The 20,633-nt window shown below is 70.6% G+C and carries 16 protein-coding genes and 1 pseudogene; 11 read left to right on the forward strand and 6 right to left on the reverse strand.

Annotated features, from left to right (window positions below):
* Positions 1-22: 22 nt before the first annotated feature.
* The 6 genes from A5712_RS26895 to A5712_RS26920 are packed head-to-tail and all read left to right on the forward strand — an operon-like array spanning position 23 to position 9,280.
* The gene (locus A5712_RS26895) at positions 23-1,261 is read left to right on the forward strand and encodes a VOC family protein (RefSeq protein ID WP_068112543.1); all 1,239 of its coding nucleotides are present in this window, start codon (positions 23-25) and stop codon (positions 1,259-1,261) included.
* Positions 1,258-2,799 (forward strand): aldehyde dehydrogenase family protein, encoded by a 1,542-nt coding sequence (locus A5712_RS26900; protein ID WP_068112544.1) that lies wholly within the window; start codon positions 1,258-1,260, stop codon positions 2,797-2,799. The genes A5712_RS26895 and A5712_RS26900 overlap by 4 nt, the downstream gene beginning before the upstream one ends.
* 45 nt (positions 2,800-2,844) lie before the next feature.
* Positions 2,845-3,510 (forward strand): TetR/AcrR family transcriptional regulator, encoded by a 666-nt coding sequence (locus tag A5712_RS26905; RefSeq protein WP_068112546.1) that lies wholly within the window; start codon positions 2,845-2,847, stop codon positions 3,508-3,510.
* Positions 3,511-3,559: 49 nt separating this feature from the next.
* Positions 3,560-8,134, forward strand: a complete 4,575-nt coding sequence (locus tag A5712_RS26910) for an ATP-dependent helicase (RefSeq protein WP_068112549.1) — start codon at positions 3,560-3,562, stop codon at positions 8,132-8,134.
* 3 nt (positions 8,135-8,137) lie between these two features.
* Positions 8,138-8,902, forward strand: coding sequence for an endonuclease VIII Nei2 (nei2, locus tag A5712_RS26915; RefSeq protein ID WP_068112553.1), 765 nt, complete (start codon positions 8,138-8,140; stop codon positions 8,900-8,902).
* Between the two features lie 57 nt (positions 8,903-8,959).
* Positions 8,960-9,280 (forward strand): DUF732 domain-containing protein, encoded by a 321-nt coding sequence (locus A5712_RS26920; RefSeq protein ID WP_068112556.1) that lies wholly within the window; start codon positions 8,960-8,962, stop codon positions 9,278-9,280.
* 6 nt (positions 9,281-9,286) lie between these two features.
* On the opposite strand, the gene pstS is transcribed toward A5712_RS26920, so the two are convergent.
* Together pstS and A5712_RS26930 are read right to left on the reverse strand one after the other, a co-directional pair.
* Positions 9,287-10,396 carry a phosphate ABC transporter substrate-binding protein PstS gene (gene pstS / locus A5712_RS26925; RefSeq protein ID WP_068112559.1) on the reverse strand — a complete coding sequence of 370 codons (1,110 nt, stop codon included), beginning with the start codon at positions 10,394-10,396 and terminating at the stop codon, positions 9,287-9,289.
* Between the two features lie 44 nt (positions 10,397-10,440).
* A complete protein-coding gene (locus A5712_RS26930; RefSeq protein ID WP_068112597.1) occupies positions 10,441-11,334 on the reverse strand; it encodes a PHB depolymerase family esterase in 894 nt (297 codons plus the stop codon).
* A gap of 167 nt (positions 11,335-11,501) precedes the next feature.
* Between A5712_RS26930 and A5712_RS26935 the strand changes: the two genes are divergently transcribed.
* From A5712_RS26935 to A5712_RS31120, 3 genes are all read left to right on the forward strand, one after another.
* Complete coding sequence (locus tag A5712_RS26935; protein WP_068112563.1) at positions 11,502-11,855, forward strand: DUF732 domain-containing protein; 354 nt, start codon at positions 11,502-11,504, stop codon at positions 11,853-11,855.
* A 151-nt stretch (positions 11,856-12,006) separates the two neighbouring features.
* On the forward strand, positions 12,007-12,318 hold the full coding sequence (locus A5712_RS26940; RefSeq protein ID WP_068112566.1) for a DUF732 domain-containing protein: 312 nt from the start codon (positions 12,007-12,009) through the stop codon (positions 12,316-12,318).
* A gap of 156 nt (positions 12,319-12,474) precedes the next feature.
* Positions 12,475-12,645, forward strand: a complete 171-nt coding sequence (locus A5712_RS31120; protein ID WP_231982258.1) for a hypothetical protein — start codon at positions 12,475-12,477, stop codon at positions 12,643-12,645.
* A 6-nt stretch (positions 12,646-12,651) separates the two neighbouring features.
* Here the strand turns inward: A5712_RS31120 and A5712_RS26950 are convergent, their stop codons facing one another.
* Genes A5712_RS26950 through phoU form a run of 3 tightly spaced genes read right to left on the reverse strand, consistent with a single transcriptional unit; the run spans position 12,652 to position 18,823 of the window.
* A complete protein-coding gene (locus A5712_RS26950; protein WP_156766789.1) occupies positions 12,652-15,558 on the reverse strand; it encodes an arylsulfatase in 2,907 nt (968 codons plus the stop codon).
* Positions 15,552-18,167, reverse strand: a complete 2,616-nt coding sequence (mgtA, locus tag A5712_RS26955) for a magnesium-translocating P-type ATPase (protein WP_068112574.1) — start codon at positions 18,165-18,167, stop codon at positions 15,552-15,554. Before mgtA ends, A5712_RS26950 begins: the two co-directional genes overlap by 7 nt.
* A complete protein-coding gene (gene phoU, locus A5712_RS26960) occupies positions 18,164-18,823 on the reverse strand; it encodes a phosphate signaling complex protein PhoU (protein ID WP_068112577.1) in 660 nt (219 codons plus the stop codon). Before phoU ends, mgtA begins: the two co-directional genes overlap by 4 nt.
* A gap of 170 nt (positions 18,824-18,993) precedes the next feature.
* Between phoU and A5712_RS26965 the strand changes: the two genes are divergently transcribed.
* On the forward strand, positions 18,994-19,593 hold the full coding sequence (locus A5712_RS26965) for a DUF5994 family protein (protein WP_068112580.1): 600 nt from the start codon (positions 18,994-18,996) through the stop codon (positions 19,591-19,593).
* Here the strand turns inward: A5712_RS26965 and A5712_RS26970 are convergent.
* Positions 19,590-19,985, reverse strand: a complete 396-nt coding sequence (locus A5712_RS26970; protein WP_068112584.1) for a CBS domain-containing protein — start codon at positions 19,983-19,985, stop codon at positions 19,590-19,592. The two genes, A5712_RS26965 and A5712_RS26970, sit on opposite strands and share 4 nt — an antisense overlap.
* Before the next feature lie 100 nt (positions 19,986-20,085).
* On the opposite strand from A5712_RS26970, the pseudogene A5712_RS26975 reads away from it, so the two are divergent.
* A pseudogene (locus A5712_RS26975) lies at positions 20,086-20,633 on the forward strand (heavy metal translocating P-type ATPase); the annotation flags it as partial.

A 20,633-nucleotide genomic window follows, 5' to 3' on the forward strand; every position in this document is an offset into this window, starting at 1 on the left:
AAGCCGAAATCGACGGCGCGCCATGAGCCCCGGGCAGGGCACGCTGGCGGCGTGGCAGCTGCGCGCCCGATTCGCGGCCGGGCTGTCCGCCATGTACGCCGGGGAGGTTCCCGCGTACGGCACGCTGGTCGAGGTGAGCGGCCAGGTCAACGCCGCCCACGTGGGGCGACATCCCGACGCCGAACGGCTTGGGTCGCTGGATCGGGTCGCTGCGGAGCGGCACGGCGCGATCCGGGTCGGCAGCCCGGCCGAACTGGCCGCCGTCGCCGACCTGTTCGCCGCCTTCGGCATGTACCCGGTGGGCTACTACGACCTGCGCCGCGCCGCCTCGCCGATTCCGGTGGTGTCCACGGCGTTTCGTCCACTCGACGCGAATGAGTTGGCGCGCAACCCGTTTCGGGTGTTCACCTCGATGCTCGCCACGCGGGACGCGCGCTACTTTTCCCCGGAGCTGCGGGCCCGGGTGGAGACGTTCGTCGCGCGCCGGCGGCTCTTCGACCCCGCATTGGTGGCGCGGGCGCGAACGATTGCGGCCGACGGCGGCTGCGCCGCTGACGAGGCGGGCGCGTTCGTCTCGGCGGCGGTGGCGGCGTTCGCGCTGTCGCGCGAGCCGATCGACAAGGCCTGGTACGACGAGTTGTCGCGGGTGTCGGCGGTGGCCGCCGACATCGCCGGGGTGGGCTCCACCCACATCAACCACCTGACGCCGCGGGTGCTCGACATCGACGAGCTGTATCGGCGGATGACCGCGCGGGGCATCACCATGATCGACGCCATCCAGGGGCCGCCCCGCACCGACGGACCCGCGGTCCTGTTGCGCCAGACCTCTTTTCGCGCGCTCGCCGAGCCCTGCCTGTTTCGCGGCCGGGACGGCCGCGTCGCCGCGGGCAGCCTGCGGGTGCGCTTCGGCGAGGTCGAGGCGCGCGGGGTGGCGCTGACCCGCAAGGGCCGGGAACGCTACGACGCCGCGATGGGCGCGCCCGACCCGGCGTCGGTGTGGCACCGGCACTTCCCGCCGACCGACGCGGAAATGGCCGCCGAGGGGCTGGCCTACTATCGCGGCGGCGACCCGTCGGCGCCGGTCGTCTACGAAGACTTCCTGCCGGCGTCGGCGGCGGGCATCTTCCGCTCCAACCTGGACCGCGAAACCCGGGCGCGGGCGGCGGCCGACGACTCGGGCTACGACGCGCAGTGGCTGGCCGGGGCAATCGGCCGCGAGATCCGTGACCCGTACGCACTTTACGAGGAGGCAACCCGATGATCACCGAGCGTACTGAGGAGTTGCGGTCGCGGGTGCGCGCGGCCTATCAAGCGATGGGCGTCGGCGTCACGCTCGGCGACCCGGCCGGGCACGGGCTGCCCGCCAGCACGCCCATCACCGGCGAGGTGCTGTTCACCGTCGGCCACACCACGCCCGAGGCGGCCCGGTCGATCGTCGCCGATGCCGCCGACGCGTTCTCGGCGTGGCGCGCCACGCCGGCCCCGGTGCGCGGCGCGCTGGTGGCCCGCCTCGGCGAGCTGCTCACCCGCCACAAGGACGACCTGGCGACGTTGGTGACCGTCGAGGTGGGCAAGATCGGCTCCGAGGCGCTCGGCGAGGTGCAGGAAATGATCGACGTCTGCCAGTTCGCGGTGGGCCTGTCGCGCCAGCTGTACGGCCGCACCATCGCGTCCGAGCGCCCCGGGCACCGCCTGCTGGAGACCTGGCACCCGCTCGGTGTGGTCGGGGTGATCACCGCGTTCAACTTCCCGGTCGCCGTGTGGGCGTGGAACGCCGCCGTGGCGCTGGTGTGCGGCGACACCGTCGTGTGGAAGCCGTCGGAGCTGACGCCGCTGACGGCGCTGGCCTGCCATGCGCTGATCGGCCGCGCGGCCGCGGACGTCGGCGCCCCCGCCGCGGTCAGCGGCCTGGTCCTGGGCGAGCGCGACCTCGGCGAGCTGCTGGTGGACGACGACCGGATCGCGTTGGTGTCCGCCACCGGTTCGGTGCGCATGGGCCAGGCCGTCGGCCCCCGGGTCGCCGCGCGCTTCGGCCGTGCCCTGCTGGAGCTGGGCGGCAACAACGCGGCCGTCGTCACGCCGTCGGCCGACCTGGACCTGGCCGTGCGGGCCATCGTGTTCGCCGCCGCGGGCACCGCCGGGCAGCGCTGCACCAGCCTGCGCCGGCTGATCGTGCACCGCTCCGTGGCCGACGAGGTGGTCGCCCGGGTCGTGGACGCGTGCGGGCGGCTGGCGATCGGCGACCCGTCGGCGCCGGGCACGCTCGTCGGCCCGCTCATCCACGAGACCGCCTACCGCGACATGGTCGGCGCCCTCGAGCAGGCGCGCGCCGACGGCGGCGAGGTCTTCGGCGGCGAGCGCTTCCATCTCGCCAGCCCTGACGGGCAAGAGGCCCACCCGAGCGCCTACTACGTCGCGCCGGCGGTCGTCCGCATGCCCGCACAGACCGACATCGTGGCCACCGAGACGTTCGCGCCGATCCTCTACGTGCTGACGTATGACGACCTGGGCGAGGCGATCACGCTCAACAATGCGGTGCCGCAAGGACTTTCGTCGGCGATCTTCACCACCGACCTGCGCGAGGCCGAGCGCTTCCTGGACGAATCCGATTGCGGCATCGCGAATGTCAACATCGGCACGTCGGGCGCCGAGATCGGTGGCGCGTTCGGCGGCGAGAAGCAAACCGGCGGCGGGCGCGAGTCCGGCTCGGACGCGTGGAAGGCCTACATGCGCCGAAGTACCAATACCGTCAATTATTCCGACGCGTTACCGCTGGCCCAGGGCGTGACGTTTGGTTGAGCCAATGTGAGGGGCGTCTCATACCGTGTGGGTACTATCTGACACATGCCGACAGCCAGAAGGCGGTTATCCCCTGAGGATCGCCGCGCAGAGCTGCTCGCTTTGGGGGCAGAAGTCTTTGGGAAGCGACCCTATGACGAGGTCCGCATTGACGAGATAGCCGAACGCGCGGGCGTGTCCCGCGCGCTGATGTATCACTACTTCCCGGACAAGCGGGCGTTCTTCGCCGCGGTGGTCAAGGACGAGGCGGACCGGCTCTACGACGCCACCAACAATCCGCCCGAGCCCGGCATGACGATGTTCGAGGAGATCCGGACCGGCGTGCTGGCCTACATGGCCTATCACCAGTCGAACCCGGAGGCCGCCTGGGCCGCGTACGTCGGGCTGGGCCGGTCGGACCCGGTCCTGCTCGGCATCGACGACGAGGCCAAGAACCGCCAGATGGAACACATCATGTCGCGCATCGGCGAGGTCGTGAGCGGGATGCCGGACACCAGCGCGCTGGAACCGAGCGTCGAGCGCGACCTGCGGGTGATCATCCAGGGCTGGCTCGCGTTCACCTTCGAGATCTGCCGGCAGCGGATCATGGACCCCACCACCGACGCCGACCGGCTCGCCGACGCCTGCGCGCACACGCTGCTCGACTCCATCGCCCGGGTGCCGGAGATCCCGCCGGAGCTGGCGCACGCGATGGCGACTGCGAGGCTGTGAGAAGGCGCTCGCCGACCAAATTGTCGGTGCCCATTGGCACCATGGTTGGGTGAGCACTCGCACCGACTCCCGGCCACCCGACCCGTTGGGCCGGTTCAGCGCGGCCACCCGCGAGTGGTTCACCGGCACGTTCGCCGCCCCGACCACCGCGCAGGCGCAGGCCTGGGAGGCCATCGCCGACGGCGACAACACCCTGGTGATCGCGCCGACCGGATCCGGCAAGACCCTCGCGGCGTTCCTGTGGGCCCTGGACTCCCTGGCTAACCCCGCCTCCCTCGCCGGGGCGGCCGAGCGGCCGGCCGGCACCCGCGTGCTCTACGTGTCGCCGCTCAAGGCGCTGGCGGTCGACGTCGAACGCAACCTGCGCACCCCGCTGGCCGGGCTCACCCGCATCGCCGAGCGGCACGGCCTGCCCCCGCCGGACATCAGCGTCGGGGTTCGCTCCGGCGACACCCCGCCCGCGGCCCGCCGGCAGCTCATCGCGCACCCGCCCGACGTGCTGATCACCACCCCGGAATCGCTGTTCCTGATGCTGACGTCGGCGGCCCGGGAAACCCTTGCGGGCGTTGCGACGGTGATCGTCGACGAGATCCACGCCATCGCCGGCGGCAAGCGCGGCGCCCACCTGGCCCTGTCCCTGGAACGCCTCGACGACCTGCGCTTCGCCTCGTCGCAAGCGCCGCCCGCGCAGCGCATCGGGCTGTCGGCCACCGTGCGCCCGCCCGAGGAGCTGGCGCGCTTCCTGTCCGGGCAGTCGCGCACGACGATCGTCGCGCCGCCGTCGGCCAAGACCATCGAGCTAACGGTGCAGGTCCCGGTGCCCGACATGGCCAACCTCGCGAACAACTCCATCTGGCCCGACGTCGAGGCCCGGCTGGTGGACCTGATCGAATCGCACGGCTCGACCATCGTGTTCGCGAACTCGCGCCGGCTGGCCGAGCGGCTCACCTCCCGGCTCAACGAGATCCACGCCGAACGCGCCGGGATCTCGCTGGACACGGACCCCAACCCGAAAGTGGCCGGCGGCGCCCCGGCACACCTGATGGGGAGCGGCCAGAGCTTCGGCGCCCCGCCGCTGCTGGCGCGCGCCCACCACGGCTCGGTCAGCAAGGAGCAGCGCGCCCTGGTCGAGGAGGACCTCAAGCGCGGGCTGCTCAAGGCGGTGGTGGCGACCTCGAGCCTGGAGCTGGGCATCGACATGGGCGCCGTCGACCTGGTGATCCAGGTGGAGGCGCCGCCGTCGGTGGCCAGCGGGCTGCAACGGATCGGGCGGGCGGGCCACCAGGTCGGCGAGGTCTCGCGCGGCGTGCTGTTTCCCAAGCACCGCACCGACCTGATCGGGTGCGCGGTGACCGTGCAGCGCATGCTCGACGGGCAGATCGAGACGATGCGGGTGCCCGCCAATCCGCTGGACATCCTGGCGCAGCAGACCGTCGCGGCCGCCGCGCTGGAGCCGCTGGACGCCGACCGGTGGTTCGACACCGTGCGGCGCGCCGCCCCCTTTGCGACGCTGCCCCGCAGCGTGTTCGAGGCCACCCTGGACCTGCTGGCCGGCAAGTACCCGTCCACCGAGTTCGCTGAGCTGCGCCCGCGCCTGGTCTACGACCGCGACACCGGCACGCTGACCGCGCGGCCCGGTGCACAGCGGCTGGCCGTCACGTCCGGCGGCGCCATCCCGGACCGCGGGATGTTCACCGTGTATCTGGCTTCCGAGGCCGAAAAGCCTTCGCGGGTAGGCGAACTCGACGAGGAGATGGTGTACGAGTCCCGGCCGGGCGACGTGATCTCGCTGGGGGCCACCAGCTGGCGGATCACCGAGATCACCCACGACCGGGTGCTGGTGATCCCCGCGCCAGGACAGCCGGCCCGGCTGCCGTTCTGGCGCGGCGACGACGTGGGCCGCCCGGCCGAGCTGGGGGCCGCGCTCGGCGCGTTCACCGGGGAGCTGGCCGGCCTCGGCCGCGAAGCCTTCGACAAGCGTTGCGCCGCTTTAGGTTTCGATGCCTACGCGACCGACAATCTGTGGGGGCTGCTGGACGAGCAGCGAACCGCCGCCGGGGTGGTCCCCACCGACACCACGCTTTTGGTCGAGCGGTTCCGCGACGAGCTCGGCGATTGGCGGGTGATCCTGCATTCGCCGTACGGGCTCCGGGTGCACGGGCCGCTCGCGCTGGCGGTGGGCCGGCGGCTGCGCGAGCGCTACGGCCTCGACGAGAAGCCGACCGCGTCCGACGACGGCATCGTGGTGCGCCTGCCCGATACTTTGGACGAAAGCCCGCCCGGCGCAGAACTTTTCGTCTTCGACGCCGACGAGATCGATCCCGTCGTCACCGCCGAGGTGGGCGGCTCGGCGCTGTTCGCGTCGCGGTTTCGGGAGTGCGCGGCGCGCGCGCTGCTGCTGCCCCGCCGCCACCCCGGCCGCCGCTCGCCGCTGTGGCACCAGCGCCAGCGCGCGGCCCAGCTGCTGGACGTGGCGCGCAAGTACCCCGACTTCCCGGTGGTGCTCGAGGCCATCCGCGAATGCCTGCAGGACGTCTACGACGTCCCGGCGCTGACCGCGCTGATGGCCGGCATCGCCCAGCGCAAGGTGCGGGTGCTCGAGACGGAAACCGCGCGGCCCTCCCCGTTCGCGGCGTCGCTGTTGTTCGGTTACGTCGGCGCCTTCATGTACGAGGGCGACACCCCGCTGGCCGAGCGCCGGGCCGCCGCGCTGTCCCTGGACAGCACGCTGCTGGCCGAGCTGCTGGGCCGCGTAGAGCTGCGGGAATTGCTCGACCCCGACGTCATCGCCGCGACCGGCCGGCAGCTGCAGCACCTGTCGGCCGACCGGGCCGCCCGCGACGCCGAAGGCGTCGCCGACCTGCTGCGGCTGCTGGGCCCGCTGACCGAGGACGAGGTCTCCGCCCGGGCCGGCGGCGCCGACGTCGGGGGGTGGCTGGAGGGCCTGCGGGCCGCCCGGCGCGCGCTGACCGTGCCGTTCGCGGGCCGCAGCTGGTGGGTGGCCGTCGAGGACATCGGGCGGCTGCGCGACGGGGTCGGGGCGGCGGTCCCGCTGGGCGTCCCGGCCGCGTTCACCGAGGCGGTGGCCGACCCGCTGGGCGAGCTGCTGGGCCGCTACGCGCGCACGCACACCCCGTTCACCACGGCCGAGGCCGCCGGCAGGTTCGGCCTGGGGCTGCGCGTCACGGCCGACGTGCTGGGCCGGCTGGCGGCCGACGGCCGGCTGGTGCGCGGCGAGTTCGTCGCCGCCGAACCGTCCGGGGGCGCCGGCGGCGAGCAGTGGTGCGACGCGGACGTGTTGCGCATCCTGCGGCGGCGTTCGCTGGCGGCGCTGCGCGCGCAGGTGGAGCCGGTGAGCACCGCCGCGTACGGGCGGTTCCTGCCGGCGTGGCACCACATGTCGTCGCCGCAGTCGGGTCTCGACGGCCTGGTCGCCGTGATCGATCAGCTGGCCGGCGTGCGGATGCCGGCCTCGGCAATCGAACCCCTCGTGCTGGCCCCGCGGGTGCGTGACTACTCCCCCGCGATGCTCGACGAACTGCTCGCCGCCGGCGAGGTGACCTGGTCGGGCGCCGGGTCGATCTCGGCGGGCGACGGCTGGATCGCGCTGCACGCCAGCGATTCCGCTCCGCTGACGCTGGCCTGCCCGGCCGAGCTCGACTTCACCGACGCGCATCGGGCGATCCTGGACACGCTGGCCGGGGGCGGCGCCTACTTCTTCCGCCAGCTGGCCCAGGACGCGATCGGTGAGTCGGAGCTGAAAACCGCGCTGTGGGAGCTGATCTGGGCCGGCTGGGTCACCGGCGACACGTTCGCCCCGGTGCGCGCCCTGCTGACCGGCGCCGGGGCCCGCAAGCGATCCGCCCCCGCGCACCGCACCCGTCGCCCGCCGCGGCTGAGCCGCTACAGCGTCGCGCACGCCCAGCACCGCAGCACCGACCCGGCGGTGGCCGGGAGGTGGTCGGCCCTGCCGGCGCCGGAGCCGGATTCCACGCTGCGGGCCCACTACCAGGCCGAGCTGCTGCTGGGCCGCCACGGCGTGCTGACCCGGGGCGCGGTGGCGGCCGAGGGCGTGCCGGGCGGGTTCGCGACCCTCTACAAGGTGCTGAGCACGTTCGAGGAAGCCGGCAGGTGCCAGCGCGGCTACTTCGTCGAGTCGCTGGGCGGCGCCCAGTTCGCCGTCGCGTCCACCGTCGACCGGTTGCGCAGCTACACCGACGACGTCGATCAGGAGCGCCCGGAGTACCGGGCGGTCGCGCTGGCCGCCGCCGATCCCGCCAACCCCTACGGCGCCGCCCTGCCCTGGCCCGCCTCGAGCGCCGAGGGCGCGCGCCCCGGCCGCAAGGCCGGCGCCCTCGTCGTGCTGGTGGACGGCGAGCTGGCCTGGTTCTTGGAGCGCGGCGGCCGGTCGCTGCTGACGTTCACCGACGACCCCGCGGCCGACCGTGCGGCGGCGGTCGCGCTGGCCGACCTGGTCGCCGCCCGGCGCCTCGCGTCGATCCTGGTCGAACGCATCGACGGCACGCCGGCGCTGCAACCCCACGCCGGGGAACCGAACCCGGCCGCCGAGGCGCTGGCCGAGGCCGGGTTCGCCCGCACCCCGCGCGGAATGCGGCTGCGATAACCCATGCCCGAGGGCGACACCGTCTGGCACACCGCGGCCGTGCTGCGTGAGCACCTGGCCGGGCGCACGCTGACGCGCTGCGACGTGCGGGTGCCGCGGTTCGCCACCGTCGACCTGACCGGGCAGGCGGTCGACGAGGTGCTCAGCCGCGGCAAGCACCTGTTCATCCGGGTAGGGCGGGCCAGCATTCACTCGCACCTGAAGATGGACGGCAGTTGGCGGGTCGGCGGCCGCCCGGTGCGGGTGGATCACCGCGCCCGGATCATCCTGGAAGCCAACGGCATTCGAGCGGTCGGCGTCGACCTGGGCGTGCTGGAGATCCTGGACAGGGACGCCGACCAGGACGCGGTGGCGCACCTGGGACCCGACCTGCTGGGCCCGGACTGGGACGCCGACCGCGCCGCCGCCAACCTGGTGGCGCACCCGGACCGGCCGATCGCCGAGGCGCTGCTGGACCAGCGGGTGCTGGCCGGCATTGGCAACGTCTATTGCAACGAACTGTGTTTCGTCAGCGGGCAGGTGCCCACCGCGCCGGTCGCCGCCGTCGCCGACCCGCACCGACTCGTCACCCGCGCCCGAGACATGCTGTGGGCCAACCGCTTCCGCTGGAACCGCTGCACCACCGGCGACACCCGGCCGGGCCGGCAGCTGTGGGTCTACGGGCGTGCCGGGCAACCCTGCCGTCGCTGCGGCACCCGCATCCGCTACGACGACGGCGGCGATCGGGTCAGGTATTGGTGCCCCTCCTGCCAGGTCGGCATGCAATGATCTCTGTGCACAGCGGGCCGGACGGGCCCCATCACCACCGGACGGGAGGTCCCAGCGATGACGACCACCCGAACGCGCCTATCGGCCGGGCTCGCCCTGGCCATGCTCAGCCTCGCGGTGGCGGTCTCGCCGGCCGCGCGGGCCGACGCGGTCGACAACCTGTTCGTCACGGCGGTGAAGAACAAGGGCATCGAATTCGCCACCCCGCAGGCCGCGATCGTCGCCGGTCACGAGGTCTGCGACGAGCTCGACATCGGCAAGCAGAAGTCCGACATCGCCTCCGAGGTGATGACGAACAGCAATTTGGACGGCTACCGCGCCGGCTTCTTCATCGGCGCGAGCATCGCCGCGTACTGCCCGCGGTATCGCGGGTCATGAGATAGCTCATGAGATAGCGTTGACCGCGGTCGACAACCGGGACTTGAACTCCTGCGGAATCGGGACGTACCCGTTGTCGGCGAGCCCGTCCTGGCCGGCCCCAATCGTGCTCTGCAGGAACGCCTTTACCGCCGCGCCGACCTGCGGGTCGGGGTATTTCGAGCACACGATCTCATAGGTCGCCAGCACGATCGGGTATGCGTCGGGCTGGTTGGGGCGATAAAACGAGATCGTGTCGAGGGCGAGGTCGTTGCCCTTGGCGATGAAAAAGGCCGACGAGATGGTCCTGCCCACGGATTCGGCACTGATCGTCACCGGGTCCGGGCCGGCCGACGTGAGGACCTTGGCCGTGTTCAGGTGTTGCGCCTGGGCGAACGACCACTCGACATAGGTGATCGCCCCCTCGGTGGTCTTCACGGCGGCCGCGGCGCCGTCGTTGCCCTTGGCGCCCTCGCCGACACCGCCGTTGAACGTCTTGCCGGCGCCCTTGCCCCACGCGCCGTTGGAGGCGCTGTCGAGATACCGCTGGAAGTTGTCGGTGGTGCCCGACTCGTCGCTGCGGAACACGACGCGAATCGGCTCGGCCGGCAAGATGACGCCGGGGTTGAGCGCCGCGATCGCGGGATCGTTCCAGCCGGTGATGCCGCCGCTGAAGATCCGGGCCGCGGTCGCGCCGTCGAGGTTCAGGGCGCTCACGCCGTTGACGTTGTAGCCGATGACAATCGGGCCGAACACCACGGGCAGGTTCCACGCGGGCGAGCCGCAGCGCTGCTGCGCGCGTGCGTACTCGTCCTTGCTCAGCGGCGAGTCCGAGCCGGCGAAATCGGTTTGATTGCCCACGAATTCGCCGATGCCGGCGCCGGAGCCGTTGGGCGTGTAATTGAGGGACTGGCCTCCGCAGGCCTGTTCGAAGGCCTTGACGAAACGGATCATCGCGTTCGCCTGAGCGGTGGAGCCGCTGGCCCGCAGGGTCGGCTTGCCGCCGCAGGCCACCTTCGCCGCCGGGCTGCTGGTGCCGCTTGGACCGGTGGCGTGGTGGTCGCTGCCGCACGCCGACACGACCACCGCACCGGTCGCCAGGAACGCCACCGCTGCACCAAATCGATTGGGTTTCAAAGGGATGCCCTCGTCACGGCCATGAGGCATACTAACCGCTTCCGCTAGTTCCGGCCGTGCGCGAGAAAAAACTGGGCGATGACTTCCGAGGCGTCCAGGGCGCGCGAGGTGCGCCCGATGATCGCCTGGGGCAGATACTGCTTGCCGCCCGGCCAGGTGTGCCCGCCGTTGTCGATCCGGTAGAAGATCACCTCGGTGGACGCCGCGCAGGCCGCGGAATCGAAGCGGTGCACGACGGTGCCGTCGCCCACGCCGGGCAGCACCTGCGTCGACGGATCGCCCTGGCACCCATCGGCCGAACGCCAGGTGTCGACCATGCTGTTCGCCGAGATCGAATGGCTGACCCCGCCCCGTCCGCGCACGTTCCCGCCGTCGAACGGCACCAGCGGGTCGGCGGTCCCGTGGGCCGCCAGCACGGACACCGGACGCGACGGGTGGCAGACGACGCCGGCGCCCAGCGTGCCGGCCACCGGCGCGATCGCGGCGAACACGTCGGCGCGGTCACAAGCGAGCCGGTTGGACATGAAGCCGCCGTTGGACATGCCGGTGGCGAAGACGTGCCCGGGCGCGATGTTGTAGTCGCTTTGCAGCTTGCCCGCCAGCGCGACCAGGAACCCGACGTCGTCGACATGGTGACGATCCGCCGGGGACGCCCCCCGCCCGTCGGCCCAGCTCTTGTCGTAACCATCGGGATAGGCCACCAGCAGGTTGTTGGCGTCGGCGACCGCGTCGAAGTCGGTCAGGCCCTGCTGGCCGGTTCCGGTGCCGCCCCCGCCGTGCAGGCTGAGCACCAACGCGACGGGATCGCCGGGCGGCACGTGCAACGTGTAGGTGCGGTCCATGCCGCCGGAACGCATGGTGCCGGCCAGATCCCGGGCGCTGGCCGCCGATACGTGGCGCACGTCACAGCCCGCGACGCCGACAGCGCAGGCCGCCAGGAAGACGAGCCAAAACCAGCGCGGGTATGGCCGGCGGGAACCATTGTTGCGTTGTTCGCAATATCCGCGATGATTAGATGATGGCGAGCTGTAACCTGCTTGCAACGTTGGCGGCCGAACCTTCAGTCGTCAAACAACGGAACTTCAGAACCTTGGGGGTATTAGAAATGACGAGTACCGGTACCCGCAAGCCTCGCCGGCTGCTCCCGCTGTTGGCCGCCGGCTTCATCCCGGCGGTCGCGCTGCTCGGTCCGGTGACGGCGGCCCCGCCGGCTTACGCCGACGGCACCGACGACGCGTTCATCACGGCGCTGCACAACCACGGCATCGAGCACGAGTCGCCCAAATCCGCGATCGCGGCGGGCCATTTGGTGTGCCACCAACTCGATATGGGCAAGACGCAGGAACAGATCGCGACCGACGTGATGAACAGCAGCGGCATCGACGGCGACGACGCCGGCTACTTCGTGGCCCTGGCCGAACGCGCGTACTGCCCGCAATACGCGGACGTGCCGTCGTAACGGCATAACGCCGGTTCAAATCACGGAATCCGGCGGCCCGAACGCCTTTCGTGTCGCCCTGATTTCAATTCGTCGATCGCCGCATTGTGCAAAGCTGTAATGTCCGACAATTCGCGGCTCGGCAATGGTGCCGACGAGGGAGGGAGGCGAAATGACGATTACCCGCATCGTCCACCTGGTCGTGCTGGCCGCCTTCGCTCCCCTGGCGGCCACGGCCGCGGTCGCCCGCGCCGACGCCGCCGACGACGCGTTCCTCGCGGCGCTCAGCGCCAAGGGCATCCACTTTGGTTCGCCTGACAAGGCCTTGATCGCCGGCCACGAGGTCTGCGACGAGCTGGACACCGGCCGGACGGTGAACCAGGTCGCGTCGACCGTCATGAGCAACAGCAGCCTCGACGGTTACCACGCGGGCTACTTCGTCGGCGCCAGCATCCGGGCGTACTGCCCCAAGTACGCGTCCTGACCTCACAGCGAACGTGCTTTTTTCTTAACGTGACGGCAACGCGCACGGTCGCTCTCACGAGACCTGCCGGCCCTACACTCCCGCTATCACCTACCAGCTCGGAGAACTGATTACGTGGTATCGAGAATTTTAGTTGGCGCTGCTGTCACAGTCGGGATGGCGATTTCGATGGCGGCGCCGGCCGGCGCTGACCCCAGCGTGTTCAACGACCTGTCCTGCAGTTGCCCGCAGACGGTCTCGAACGGCGGCTCCTCCGTCGCCGACCAGATCAACCGGGGCATCCAGTCCGGCCTCGCCGGCGGGAACGTCGCCCGCGCCCAGCAGTAGCGGCCTTCAGCCCGCGGCGCCGCGCCCGACGGCCTGCACGGCCGCGTGCTCGTGCAGCGCCTGTTCGGCGTCCGGGTGAACGGGTTTGAGGTCGAACACGACGTCCTTGACGGTCCCGGTGAACGCGTACGGCGCCCTGTCCTCGTAATCGCGGTCCACGACGAGGCCGTTGTCGCGCCCGATGTCCATGCCCGCGTATGACGTGAAGGCCAGCGGCACCGTGTTCGCCATCGAGCCCTCACCGATCAGCCGGTCGTCGGCCCAGAGCGTCACCCGCCCACCCGAACCCGGGACGGGTTGATCGGATTCGAAGAGCATGCGCACCGTCACGTCCCCGGTGGGAATCGGCTCGGTGGACACCTGCTTGTAGGTGTCCACGCCGAGGAACGAGTACGTGTGGCGCAGCCGCCGGCGCTCGTCGACCCATAGCGCGAACCCGCCGATGAAGTCGGCGTCGGCGACGATCACACCCTGCGCGCCGTCGTCGGGAACGACCAGCCGCGCCTCGATCGCGTAGGAGCGCCCGAAGATCCGGGGCACCATGCCGCGCTGGATGTTCTGCACGCTGCCCTTGAAGGTGAACCGGGTGGTGGTCGGCAGCGGCGGCAGGCTGCCGAACATCACCGCGAGGCCACCCAGCAGCGGCAGCACCCGGTTTCGTTCGGCCTCCTGCCACCACAGCCGGGTGAGCTCGGCAACCTTGTCGGGATGCTCGGCGGCGACGTTGCGCGCCTGGGAGAAGTCGTCGGGCAGGTAGTACAGCTCCCAGACGTCGCTGTCCGGGTCGTACGTTCCGGGCGCGAACCGCGCCAGCGTCTGGGGTGAGAGGTCCCACGGCGCCTTGTCCAGCCGGGTGCACGCCCACCAACCGTCCTGGTAAATGGCGCGGCTGCCGAACATTTCGAAGTACTGCACCGTGTGGCGCTCTTCCGCCGCGGGGTCGTCGAAAGTGTGGACGAAACTAGTTCCGTCCATCGCCTCCTGCTCGAAGCCGTCGACGCTGACCGGCTGCGGTAAACCAATGGCCTCCAACACCGTTGGCGCGATGTCGATGCAGTGGGTGAACTGGCCTCGGATCGCGGCGTCGGGACGGATCCGGCTCGGCCAGGCGACCACCATCGGGTCGCGCGTGCCGCCGAGGTGGCTGGCCATCTGCTTGCCCCATTGGAACGGGGTGTTATTGGCGTGCGCCCAGGCGCTCGCGAAATGCGGTGCGGTGAACTCGTTTCCGAGCGCCTCGATTCCCCCGTACTGTTCGATGAGCTCGAGTTGACGGTCGGCGTCGAGCAGCACCCCGTTCAGGAACGTCATCTCGTTGAACGAGCCGGTGACGGTGCCCTCCATGCTGGCGCCGTTGTCTCCCCAGATGTAGAAGACCAGCGTGTTGTCGGATTCGCCGAGATCCTCGATCGCGTCGAGCAGTCGGCCGACGTTGTAGTCCGCGTTCTCGGAGAACCCGGCGAACACCTCCATCTGGCGGGCGAAGAGCTTCTTCTGGTTGTCCGACAGGCCGTCCCACGCCGGGAACAAATCGGGCCGCTCGGTCAGCTCGGCGTCGGCCGGAATCACACCGAGCTGCTTTTGGCGTTTGAATGTCTTGCGCCGGTAGACATCCCAGCCCTCATCGAACTGGCCGCGGTATTTGTCGGCCCATTCGGCGAACACGTGGTGCGGCGCGTGGGTGGCGCCGGTCGAGTAGTACATCAGCCAGGGCTTCTCGGCGTCCTGTGCCCGCACGGCGTGCAGCCATTCGACGGCCTTGTCGGTGAGGTCGTCAGGGAAGTAATAGGGCCGGCCGTCGGCACCTTGGGGCACGCCGATGACGGAGTTGTCCTGGGTGATGATCGGGTCGTACTGGCCGGCGGCGCCGGACAGAAAGCCCCAGAAGTGGTCGAAGCCCCAGCCCACCGGCCAGTTGTCGAACGGGCCCGCCGCGCCCTGGACGTTGTCCGGGGTGAGGTGCCACTTGCCGAAACCGCCCGTCACGTAACCGTTGTCGCGCAGGATGCGGGGCAGCGCGGCGCAACTGCGCGGCCGGACCGAGGAATAGCCCGGGAAGGGGCCGGGGAACTCGGTGACCGAACCGAACCCGACCCGATGGTGGTTGCGCCCGGTCAGCAGCGCCGCGCGGGTCGGCGAGCAGACCGCGGTGACGTGAAAGCGGTTGTAGGTCAATCCGTTGCGCGCCACCCGGGTCAGGGTCGGGGTCCGGATGGCGCCCCCGAAGGTGTCCGGGCCGCCGAACCCGGCGTCGTCGATGAGCACGATGAGCACGTTTGGCGCGCCGTCGGGCGCCTTGGCCCCCGGGACGATCGTCCAGTCGCCGACCGAGTCGGCCATGGTGCGGCCGATGGTGCCGCCGAAAGCTCGCTGCGGCAACGGCAACCGGGTGCGGTCGGGGTTGAACTTGCCCATCGCCTCTTCCAGCGCCGCGCCCAGGCTGCGCAGCGTCGAACGGCTCAGCTCCGCAACGGATTTCATCGGGGAGCCGGCGCACGCCTGCTCAACGCCCAGGCGGCCCTCCGCCGGTGTCACGGCGATGATCAGGCCGCTGCCCGCGGCCAGCGCCTGCCCGATCTTGTCGGCCAGCCCGCTCTTGATCCGGTGGTCGGCGAACGTTCCCGCCAGCGCCCCGGCCGCCGCACCGACCGCGGCGGTGGCGAGCAGGGCCGGCGAGAACAGGCCGACCGCCAGGCCGGCGCCCGCCCCCCATGCCGCACCCCGGCGACCCAGCCGGTTGCCCGTGTCGAGCAGCACGGGATTGCCGTCGGCGTCCTTGCCGACGAGCACCGCGCCGCGCAGCGCGACCTCCTTGGCTTTGGTTCGCTCGGCCAGGGTTTCGAAGTCCCGGCGAGCCGCATCGAGGTCCTGATAACCGGCGACAATGACCAGCGCCTGATCTTCGCTCATGATCTCGGAGCGTAGTGGAAGCGCGCGGCCCGGCGGCGGATTCGGTGCTCGTCTCCGCGGGTGCGGTGCGGCTGCCCGTTGTGGTTCATCGGCTCGCTGTAGAACATCAGCTTGGCGAGCTCCACCAGGAACAGGTAGACGACGACGAAGCCGGCCAACACGGCGAAGAACTGCCACGGCAACGGCGTGAAGCCCAGGGTGTGGGCCAGCGGCGAGATGGTCAGCGCGACGCCGATGGCGACCACGGTGAGGCTGGTGACGGTCAGCGGGACGCTGGCCCGGCTGCGGAAGAACGGCACCTTGCGGGTGCGGATCGCGAAGATGATCAGCGTCTGCGTCGCAAGCGATTCCACGAACCAGCCGGTGCGGAATTCGACGACGCCGGCGTGCAGCACGCCCAGCATCAACCCGAACGTCAGGAAGTCGAACAGGGAGCTGATCGGCCCGAAGATCAGCATGAACCGGCGGATGAAGGCGACGTTCCAGTGCGAGGGCGCGTGCAGCTGTTCCTCGTCGACCCGGTCGGTGGGGATGGCGAGCTGGGAGCTGTCGTAGAGCAGGTTGTTGAGCAGGATCTGGCTGGGCAGCATCGGCAGGAACGGCAGCAGCGCCGACGCGGCGGCCGCGCTGAACATGTTGCCGAAGTTGCTCGAGGTGCCCATCAGCACGTACTTGATGGTGTTGGCGAATATCCGCCGGCCCTCGGCGACGCCGGTGGCCAGCACGCCGAGGTCCTTTTCCAGCAGGACAACGTCGGCCGCGTCCTTGGCGACGTCGGTGGCGCTGTCGACGGAGATCCCGACGTCGGCGGCGTGCAGGGCCAGCGCGTCATTGACACCGTCGCCGAGGAAGCCCACCGATCGCCCGTGGCGGCGCAGCGAGACGATCAGCCGCGCCTTCTGCTCGGGCGAGATTCGGGCGAAGATCGTGTTGTTGCGGGCGGCCTCGGCGAAGGCGTCGTCGTCGAGTGGCTCGAGGTCGGCCCCGGTGGCGGTACCCTTGGACGCCAAATCGAGATCGGCACAAACCTTTTCGGCGACACGCGGATTGTCGCCGGTCGCGATCTTGAGTTCGATGCCCAGCGCTGCCAGCTGTGAAAGAGATTGGCGCGCAGCGGGTTTAGGTTCATCGGCGAAGACCAAGAAGCCGGCCAGCGCGAGGTCGCGTTCGTCGTCGGCGGTGACGGTGCTCAGCTCGTCCGCGGGTCGCAGCGCCACGGCCACCACCCGGCGCCCGGCGGCGAACAGGGCCGCGAGGGTCTCGTCGGCCGCCGGCGACGCCGCCCGGCATCGGGCCAGCACCTGCTCCGGCGCGCCCTTGACCACGAGGATGCGTTTCCCTCCGTCGTCGACCAGGACCGACGTCGCGCGGCGCTCGTGGTCGAACGGCAGGATCGCGACGCGGTGCACCGCATCGCCCACCAAGTCCTGCGCCCCCGCGGATTCCCAGAGCGCGGCGTCGAGCGGATTGGCGCTGACGCCACCGGAATCCGGGTCCACGTCGGTGGCCAGCAATCCCAGCCGCCGGACCGGGTCGGCGTGCGCGCCGGCCGGGTCGATCGCGTCAACCAGGCGGAGCTGGCCCTCCGTCAGGGTGCCGGTCTTGTCGGTGATCAGGATGTCGATGTCGCCCAGGTCCTCGATGCACACCAGCCGTTTGACGAGCACCTTCGACTTGGCCAGTTGCCGCGATCCGGTCGCGAGGCTGGTGCTGACCACCGCGGGCAGCAGCTGAGGCGTGATGCCCACCGCGATGGCCAGCGAGAACAGCACCGAATCGATGATCGGCTTGGACAGCAGCAGGTTGCTGGCCAGGATGATCACCATCAGTGCGATCGCGACCTGCAGCAGCAGGTAGGAGAACTTGCGCAGCCCGACCTGGAAGTCCGTTTCCGGCTGACGCTGGTCCAAACCCGCTGCGATGCGCCCGAATTCGGCGTCTTTGCCGGTGGCGTACACCACGCCGACGCCCTCCCCGGCGCTGACGATGGTGCCCATGAAGGCCAGGTCAGCCGATTCCGCCAGCGCGGTGCCGGGCGGCGTCGGCAGGGGCGACTTCTCCGAGCCGGTCGACTCCCCGGTCAGGATGCTTTCGTTGCACTCCAGGCCGGTGACCTCCATCAGCCGGACGTCGGCGGGCACGGCCTCACCGAGCGACAGCCGGATCACGTCGCCGGGCACCAGGTCGGTGACGCTGACCGTCACGAATTTCGAGTCGCGGCGCACCACGGCGTTGTGGTGCACCCGCCCGTGCAGGTCGGCCGCGGCTCGCTCGGCGCGATACTCGTTGACGAAGCCCAATCCGATGCTGGCCGCCAGGATGATGCCGATGATGACCGCCTGCATGCTGTCGCCCAGAAAGTACGAGACGACCGCGGTGCCGGCCAACAAGATGAGCACCGCGTTGCGCAGTTGACGACCCAGCACCGCGAGCGCGTTGACGTGATGGGTCCGCACGGCGTTGGGGCCATGCCGCGTCAGCCGGTCGGACGCCTCGGCGCTCGACAGCCCGGCGGGCGAACTGTCCAGCCATTCCAGGACCTGATCCACTGGGGCTTCGGCGACCTGTTTGGCGGTCAGCGGCGCCGCAACGGCCGAAGTGGTGGCGGTCATCGCGTTCCATCCTCGGCGGGCAGCACGCCGGTGCGCATGAAGATGACGCGGCGGCCGATTTCCACGGCGTGGTCACCGAAGCGCTCGTAGAAGCGGCCCAGCAACGCCGCCTCCACGCCCACCGAGATGCTGTGCTTCCACTCGCGATCCAGCAGCACGGAGAACAACTGGGTGTACAGATCGTCCATCGCCTGGTCTTGTTCGCGAAGCTGGGCGGCCTGCTGCGGGTCACGGGAAATCAGCACCTGTTTTGCGCTGGCACCCAACGTGATTGCCACCTTGCCCATCTCGGCGAAGCAGCCGCGGACTTCGTCGGGAAGCACCTGCCTGGGGTGCTCGCGGCGGGCGATGTCGGCCACGTGCACGGCCAGCGCGCCCATTCGCTCGGTGTCGGCGATGATCTGTATCGAGCTGAAGATATCCCGCAGGTCGCCCGCCACCGGCTGCTGCAGGGCCAGCAGTCCGAACGCCTCCTTTTCGGCCGCCGCCCGCATCGACACGATCCGCTCCTGGCCGCGGATCACCTGCTCGGCGGCGTCCAGGTCCGCCTCCAGCAGGGCCTGGGTCGCGCGCTTCATCGCCACCCCGGCCAGGCCGCACATCTCGCCCAGTTGTGTCGCCAAATTGTCGAGCTGCTCGTGGTAGGCGGTTCGCATGCGGTAATCATCACCAGGGCGGCGCGACTGCGACAGGGGCTTAAGTCGTCTCGGTGAAGTTGTCGATCGCCAAACCGGTTGGCGCCACCCGCCGTTCACGTCGCGTACACACCGCAGTTACCCGCGGCGCCCGAGTCGCGGCCGGGTCGCTTTGGTCGTACCGTGGTCGCGTGGAGCACGAGAATCGCTTGCAGCTCAAGCCCTATCGGTCCGCATCGGAGCATCTCGACGGCGCGTGGTGGCCGCGGTCGACCCGGTTGGTCGACGAGTTGCCGGACTTGCTGGCGTCGGTGTCCGACCGACTCGGCCGCGTCGTGATGGTGGGCTACCGCCGCAACGGCTGGCACGAGACGCCGGAATTGGTCGAGATCGGCGGCCACACAGTCGAATTGCTGGGCTTCACCAGCGACGAGCCGACCAGTGTGATCCTGTTCGGCGAGGACGGTCACCACCTCACGCTGCACGTCATCCGGCCCGACGCCGCCGAGGAGGCCGCCCGCCAGGAACTGCAGCAGGCCGGGGTGGCCGACCCCGACGCCGTGCCCGCCAGCACGTCCGCCGTCGCGCGGTCGGTGGCCGAGGTCGCCGACAAGCTGGCCCGCCACGAGGGACTCGGCGACGAACGGCGCACCGCGCAGATCAAAGAGTGGTGCGAGCAGGCCGCCCAGCAGTTCGTCGATGCTCCCGTGCAGACGTTCGTTCCCATCCTCGTCGAACACATCGTTCGCAACCGCATGATCGAGTCCCGCGCGGCGGCGGCGACCGGCTAGGCGCCGTAGACGCCGAGCAGGTCGCGCGCCGAGACGATCCCGGCCAACACGCCGTCGCGTTCCACCAGGACGTGACGGATGTAGTGGTCCATCATCCGGGCCGCCACGTCGTCGACCGTCGCCTCGGCGTCGCACCACACCAGCCTGGTGCTGGCGATGTCGGAAGCCCGGACGGTGGCCGGGTCCTTCCCCGAGGCCACCAGGCGGACGACGTCCCGCTCGCTCACCAGCGCCGCGGGCCGCTCGTCGTCGCCCACCACGACGGCGCCGACGTCGCAGTCCGCGATGGCCATGGCCACGTCGGCGACGGTGGCGTCGGCGGCGACGCGCGCCACCGGGTCGCCGGTGATGGTGGAGATCGGGAGCGAGCCCCGTGCAGAAAAGCCAGTCACGCCAGCAATGTTCACCGGAACTTGGCCGGCCTATCTAGTGACCTGAGTCCCTAGTTCGCCGGACACCCGGCCCTATGTAACGAGGCGAAGCCGGTGCAGGCTGGCCGCAGACCCGTCTCCCGAAGGGAATGGTGTGGGCGGAAGGGGATCTGCGATTTTGGTCGCGCTGAGCGTCGGCGCGCTGGTGTCGGGCGGGATCGCCTGGCTGGTGGGCGCGCACGACGTCGCCGACGGGTGCTGGATCGCGGGCACGGTGGTGGGCCTCGTCCCGGCGGTGGTGTGGGTGGTGGCCGGGCTGCGCCGCGGCCGGTTCGGGGTCGACCTGATCGCGGTGCTGTCCCTGATCGGCACGCTGCTGGTCGGCGAGTACCTCGCCGGTGCGCTGATCGCCGTGATGCTGGCCGGCGGTCGGGCGCTGGAGGCCGCGGCCGAGCGCCGCGCGTCCCACGACCTGCGAGCCCTGCTCGAGCACGCCCCCCGGTTCGCCCGACGGCGCGCCGGATCCACGGTGACCACGATCGGGCTGAACGACGTGGCGATCGACGACCTACTGGTGGTCGGCCCCGGCGAGGTGGTCCCGGTGGACGGGCGCATCGTCGGCGCGGCGGCGGTGCTCGACGAGTCGGTGCTGACCGGCGAGCCGCTTCA

This window comes from Mycobacterium sp. E2327, from assembly GCF_001672675.1.
GTDB lineage: Bacteria > Actinomycetota > Actinomycetes > Mycobacteriales > Mycobacteriaceae > Mycobacterium.

What these genes read in the sequence shown, in the direction of transcription:
- A5712_RS26895 (WP_068112543.1), top strand. Translation starts at nt 23, where the DNA reads ATGAGCCCCGGGCAGGGCACGCTGGCGGCGTGGCAGCTGCGCGCCCGA.
- A5712_RS26900 (WP_068112544.1), top strand. Translation starts at nt 1,258, where the DNA reads ATGATCACCGAGCGTACTGAGGAGTTGCGGTCGCGGGTGCGCGCGGCC.
- A5712_RS26905 (WP_068112546.1), top strand. Translation starts at nt 2,845, where the DNA reads ATGCCGACAGCCAGAAGGCGGTTATCCCCTGAGGATCGCCGCGCAGAG.
- nei2 (WP_068112553.1), top strand. Translation starts at nt 8,138, where the DNA reads ATGCCCGAGGGCGACACCGTCTGGCACACCGCGGCCGTGCTGCGTGAG.
- A5712_RS26920 (WP_068112556.1), top strand. Translation starts at nt 8,960, where the DNA reads ATGACGACCACCCGAACGCGCCTATCGGCCGGGCTCGCCCTGGCCATG.
- A5712_RS26935 (WP_068112563.1), top strand. Translation starts at nt 11,502, where the DNA reads ATGACGAGTACCGGTACCCGCAAGCCTCGCCGGCTGCTCCCGCTGTTG.
- A5712_RS26940 (WP_068112566.1), top strand. Translation starts at nt 12,007, where the DNA reads ATGACGATTACCCGCATCGTCCACCTGGTCGTGCTGGCCGCCTTCGCT.
- A5712_RS31120 (WP_231982258.1), top strand. Translation starts at nt 12,475, where the DNA reads ATGGCGATTTCGATGGCGGCGCCGGCCGGCGCTGACCCCAGCGTGTTC.
- mgtA (WP_068112574.1), bottom strand. Translation starts at nt 18,167, where the DNA reads ATGACCGCCACCACTTCGGCCGTTGCGGCGCCGCTGACCGCCAAACAG.
- phoU (WP_068112577.1), bottom strand. Translation starts at nt 18,823, where the DNA reads ATGCGAACCGCCTACCACGAGCAGCTCGACAATTTGGCGACACAACTG.